The 5,000-nt window shown below is 66.4% G+C and carries 7 protein-coding genes (1 of these 7 running past the window's edge); 2 read left to right on the top strand and 5 right to left on the bottom strand.

The window, feature by feature from the left end; all coding sequences use genetic code 11:
• The 3 genes in view from fusA to rpsL are tightly spaced (at most 11 nt apart) and all read right to left on the bottom strand, a layout consistent with a single transcriptional unit that may run on beyond the window.
• Positions 1-394 carry the beginning of an elongation factor G gene (fusA, locus tag MEICH_RS0107810; protein ID WP_027892135.1) on the bottom strand. It extends 1,700 nt beyond the left edge of the window, so the window shows 394 of its 2,094 coding nt (coding positions 1-394); it begins with the start codon at positions 392-394; its stop codon lies off the left edge, out of view.
• A gap of 2 nt (positions 395-396) precedes the next feature.
• Entirely contained in the window at positions 397-867 is a 471-nt protein-coding gene (gene rpsG / locus MEICH_RS0107805; RefSeq protein WP_027892134.1) for a 30S ribosomal protein S7, read from the bottom strand.
• Between the two features lie 11 nt (positions 868-878).
• Positions 879-1,286 carry a 30S ribosomal protein S12 gene (rpsL, locus tag MEICH_RS0107800; protein WP_027892133.1) on the bottom strand — a complete coding sequence of 136 codons (408 nt, stop codon included), beginning with the start codon at positions 1,284-1,286 and terminating at the stop codon, positions 879-881.
• Between the two features lie 573 nt (positions 1,287-1,859).
• Between rpsL and MEICH_RS27035 the strand changes: the two genes are divergently transcribed.
• Positions 1,860-2,777 carry an integrase core domain-containing protein gene (locus MEICH_RS27035; RefSeq protein ID WP_169336609.1) on the top strand — a complete coding sequence of 306 codons (918 nt, stop codon included), beginning with the start codon at positions 1,860-1,862 and terminating at the stop codon, positions 2,775-2,777.
• On the opposite strand, the gene MEICH_RS0107790 is transcribed toward MEICH_RS27035, so the two are convergent.
• A complete protein-coding gene (locus MEICH_RS0107790; protein WP_018467843.1) occupies positions 2,759-3,340 on the bottom strand; it encodes a recombinase family protein in 582 nt (193 codons plus the stop codon). The two genes, MEICH_RS27035 and MEICH_RS0107790, sit on opposite strands and share 19 nt — an antisense overlap.
• 140 nt (positions 3,341-3,480) lie before the next feature.
• Between MEICH_RS0107790 and MEICH_RS0107785 the strand changes: the two genes are divergently transcribed.
• A complete protein-coding gene (locus tag MEICH_RS0107785; RefSeq protein WP_027892132.1) occupies positions 3,481-4,026 on the top strand; it encodes a hypothetical protein in 546 nt (181 codons plus the stop codon).
• Between the two features lie 264 nt (positions 4,027-4,290).
• Here the strand turns inward: MEICH_RS0107785 and MEICH_RS27030 are convergent.
• On the bottom strand, positions 4,291-5,000 hold a 710-nt coding region (locus MEICH_RS27030), incomplete at its 5' end, for a lysozyme family protein (protein ID WP_051304042.1).

Genomic DNA, 5,000 nt, shown 5'->3' with positions numbered 1-5,000 from the left:
CGGCCTGGCGCCAGACGGTCTCGGACTGGGGTTCCACGCCCTGAGAAGCGTCGAACACCGCCACCGCGCCGTCGAGCACGCGCATGGAGCGCTCGACCTCGATGGTGAAGTCCACGTGGCCGGGGGTGTCGATGATGTTGATGCGGTGCTCGACCCCGGTCTTCTGGTGCTTCCAGTTGGCGGTGGTGACCGCGGCGGTGATGGTGATGCCGCGCTCCTTCTCCTGCTCCATCCAGTCCATCGTGGCGGCACCCTCGTGCACCTCGCCGATCTTGTGGATGCGGCCGGTGTAGTAGAGGATGCGCTCGGTGGTGGTGGTCTTACCGGCGTCGATGTGCGCGGCAATCCCGATGTTACGGGTCAGCTTGAGGGCGTTCTCAACCTTGGCAGACATAATTACCACCGGTAGTGGGCGTAAGCGCGGTTGGCCTCGGCCATGCGCTCGACGTCTTCCTTCTTCTTAATGGCCCCACCCTTGTTCTCGGCGGCGTCCAGCAGCTCGGCCGCGAAGCGGGCGGCGGCCGTGCGCTCGCTGCGCCCCTCGGCGGCGGCGGTGATCCAGCGCAGGGCCAGGGTCTGCTGGCGACGGGGGGAGACCTCTACGGGGACCTGGTAGTTGGCCCCGCCCACGCGGCGGCTGCGCACCTCGACCCGGGGGCGCACGTTGTCCACGGCGGCACGGAAGACCTTGAGGGGCTCCTGTCCGCTCTTCTCCTGGATGATCTTGCAGGCGTCGTAGAAGATGCGGGCGGCGAGGTTCTTCTTGCCTTCGCGCATGATGCGGTTGATGAAGGCCGAGACCACCACGTCGCCGTAGACCAGGTCGGGCTCGAGCTGCCGTACTTCAGCTTGTCTTCTGCGGGACATCCCTCTCCCCCTTACTTCTTAGCGCCGCCCTTGGCGTCGGCCTTGGGTCGCTTGGCGCCGTACTTGCTGCGGCTCTTCTTGCGGTCCTTGACGCCCTGGGTGTCGTAGGTGCCGCGCACGATGTGGTAGCGCACGCCCGGCAGGTCCTTCACACGGCCCCCGCGGATGAGCACGACGCTGTGCTCCTGCAGGTTGTGACCCTCGCCGGGGATGTAGGCCGTGACCTCGTAGAGGCTGCTCAGGCGCACCTTGGCCACCTTGCGCAGCGCCGAGTTGGGCTTCTTGGGGGTGACGGTGCGCACCACGGTGCAGACGCCCCGGCGGAAGGGGCTGCCCTTGAGGGCGGGCACTTTGCTCTTCTTGGCGACCGGAGCCCGGCCCTTGCGAAGCAGTTGGTTGATCGTTGGCAGTGTAACCACTCCTTTCCCATGCGGGCCGCGCGCGGCCCAAAGCTGAACCCCGCACCTCGGCGCTGGGGTTTCTGCGTCTTGACGCAGGTTGCGCTCGGTGCGGGGTTCTAGGCGAGAGGCGAGCCGAGCTGGAGCAGCCCTGGGTTCGCCCCTGGATTCTCAAGAATCGCTGTGGCCAAGCTTCCGCCCGGCGCAACCGATGTGACCTCGAGGCTAGGGGCTAGTCTCGAGGCAACGCAACCTCGTGAGTATACAGGGCCTAAGGGACTTATGCAAGGGGGTGAAATCGCAGTCCTGAAACGTTCGGATAGATCGCCGACAGAATCCAACGAATTAATACCATACGAGCCCATCGCGCTGGGTCATTTGTCACAACCCATCCCGGAGGTGCCTGGGTCAATTTCTAGGCTGTTGATTTATAGGCGCGCAGGCTATACAACCCTGCGCCATGCGTCCCTTCGCCGTCGTATGGATCGTCTCGCTGCAACCCCCGCGCCATCGTCATCGACCCGGAATCGACAACGGAAAACCCGCGCCGACGGCTCCCATGCGGTGGGTGATCGGCGCGGGGGGCATGTACCCGTGAACAGGTTAGCGCATCTGACCCTCGCGCGCCAGAGGCTCAAGTGGTGCCTCGAGGTGGAGCGGGGCAGGAGCTGCCGCGAGGTGGCCGCCATGTACGGGGTGCACCACTCCACCGTCACCAAGTGGCACCGCCGCTGGCGGGCTTGCGGGAGGCGCTTCGAGGCCCTCTACAACCGCTCCAACCGCCCCCGGCGCACCCGGGCCCGCAAGGACCTCGAGCGCCGCATCCGCCCGCTGTGGGAGCGGGGCCTGCGCGGGCACCGCCTGCTGCGCGAGCTGCGCCGGCGCAGGGTGCGGGTGTCCACCTCGACCTACTACAGCGCCCTGCACCGGATGGGCCTGCTGGCCCGCCGCGCCGCCCGCAAGCGGAAGCCGCCCCGCAAGGCCTCCTACCCCTTCGGCTGGGTCCAGGTGGACGTGAAGTACGTGGCCTCCGGCGGGCCCTACCAGTTCACCGCCATCGAGTGCCTGACCCGGGTGCGCTTCGTGCGGATCTACGAGGACATCAGCCCGGCCAGCGCGGTGGACTTCATCCGGCGCTGCGCGCGCTTCTTCCCCTTCCCCATCCGCACCGTGAGCACCGACTGGGGCGCGGAGTTCACCTTCGCCGGCTACAACCACGTGCACCGCCCGCACCCCTTCGAGCGGGCCCTCGAGGAGCTGGGCATCCGCCACCACCTCATCCAGCCGGGCCGCCCCCAGCAGAACGGCCGGGTGGAGCGCTCCCACCGCACCGACAAGGAGGACTTCTACGCCTTCGTCCCGCCGGCGGCCGCCGCGGCCACGCTGGTGGCCTGGCTCAAGGTGTACAACGAGCGCCGCGAGCACATGGCGCTCGGCTGGCGGACCCCGCTCAAGGCGCTGCAGGACCACCTGGGCCGCCGGGTGCGCCTCGACTACTCCCTGGTGGATTGAGCGGCCGCCCCGCCCCCGTGGCGCCGCACCAGGCGGGCCACGGTGGCCGCGTCCACCCCGAACAGCCGGGCCACCTCGGCCCGGGACCTCCCGGCGGCCACCATCTCCAGCGCCGCCCGCTGCTGCGGCTCGGACAGCTTGGGGCGGCGCCCCAGCCGGCGGCCCTCGGCCCGGGCCTGCTCCAGGCCCAGCAGGGTGTTCTCGCGCATGTAGTTCAGCCGGTACTCGTTGAGCACCCCCATGAACTGCACGAACATCCGCCCCACCGCGTTGGAGGTGTCGATGTGCTCGTTCAGGCTCCGCAGGGTGCAGCCCCTGGCCTCGAGGAGCCCCACCACCCGCTCCAGGTGCTCCACCGGGCCCACCAGGCGGTCGAGGCGCCAGACGGTGAGGGTATCGCCCGGCTCGAGGCGCCCGAGCAGGCCCTGGAGCAGGGGGCGCTCCCACAGCCGGCTCGAGGCGTGCTCGGTCACGACCCGCTGGCAGCCGGCGGCCTCGAGGGCGGCCACCTGGGCGGAGGGGTCCTGGTCCTTGGTGCTCACCCGCGCGTAGCCGTAGATCATGACCCCATTATGCAGGGGGTATTTGCATTGCCAGAACCCCGTGGGGCACGTGCGGCCTTGCAGAATGCACAAAGTACCGTTTGTGCAAAAGTCTCGAGGCAGTGACCCCTCGTGTGATAAACCTCATAAGAGGTCTAAGTATGCTTAGAAAAACCGTTATCTTCGGGCTTTTCTTGGGAGTTCTGAGCTTAGCACAGGACGCTGAGTGGTACCGGGAGCGCTTGGAATGGAAGTATAGCGGCTACCTGTGCGATGAGGAGAGAACCTTTTACGCTCTACTCGTCGATAGCATCCCAGCCAAAGCCTTCATGAAGGGCTCAGAGCTGTATTTGCAGCTTCCCTTTGAACCCAATACCTGGGAGTTTATAGAGCGACATACGCGCGATTGGGACGATAGATGGAAGGTGGAGCAGATCAACTCGGGTAAAACCGCCTGGCCCATGCCCGTGAAGTCGGTGACTGTTTGGCTCGAGCACAAAGATTCGAGAGGAAACAGTATCACCACTAAGCAAGTTCTGTCTACTGGAATCAGCGCAATCAGCTTTGATAAGCAAAGCAAAACTCTGTCCGTACCGATAGCCGCGCCAGCTCAGAAGTACGTCAGCATCAATGCCACGGTCTTATTCGCCGATCGACGCTGCATAGGGTGGATGAAATACTACGCCGCGAACCTCCCACGCAGATGATCTGTATAAAACAGAATCTCTCATCTTCGCGATCGCAGAACGGATTAGAGCCAGGTTCTTAAGTCTTTGCGTCCTGCACGGACTTCGCGACCCTTGAGCCCGCCGGGTTGCTGGCGAGATCTCCGCGGGCCCCTGACGAGCTGGTGCCGGCACCCCGAACTGGGCGCTTACGTAATTAACAGAACGCACCCCACCCCCGGCCACGACCGCTCCGGGGGTGTGCTACGGGGTGGCGAGGGCAGACCGGACCCGCGCAAGGCGATTCTAGGCCAGCTCGGTGTAGCGGGCGGCGTCGGCCAGGATTTCATTAACGTAGTCGTGGTTGCGACTGCCGTTCTCGAAAGCCCCGGGCCCGACGTTATAGGCGTGGAGGCAATCGGCCCAGCTACGGCCGGGCAGGCGCTTGTTCTTGAGCCACGCCATGTATTTGGCCCCGGCCAGGATGCTCAGGCGGATGCGCTCCCCGATGGGAACGTCGTAGAGGTCGGAGGCCTTCATGCCCACCTGGCAGAAGGCGGCGGGCTTGGTCTGCAGCGGCCCGATGGGCCAGCCTTTCTGCCTCGAGCCGCCCCTCCCCACCCGCACCACCGGCCAGGGGTTGGGGCAGCCCTCCACGCCCTCGAGCTTCTCCTGCAGGTAGGGCACCCCGAAGGTGTCCTCGTTACTGCCGGCGGGCCAGAAGTGGCTTTCCTTCTTGGTCTGCGCCACGAGGATGGGCAGCGGGACGCTGGTAGAGCGGCTGGCCTGCAGCAGGGAGCAGGCCATCACGCTCAGGCAGTCCTTGGCTACCCCGCCCAGGCAGGGCACCTCGCCGCAGGGCTGGCCGCTGGCGGCGAGGAAGGGGTTAGCCCCCTGCTCCGCGATGCGGTCCCGGATCCGCATGACCAGGCTGGTGTCGCTCTTGCCGGGGGGCGGGGCCTGGCCGCCCGAGCTGGCGCGCCGCACCGCCGGCTGCAGGCCGGCCAGCACCGCCA

This window comes from Calidithermus chliarophilus DSM 9957 (genome assembly GCF_000430045.1).
Classification (GTDB): domain Bacteria; phylum Deinococcota; class Deinococci; order Deinococcales; family Thermaceae; genus Calidithermus; species Calidithermus chliarophilus.
This window is presented reverse-complemented; position numbering and strand designations above follow the sequence as displayed.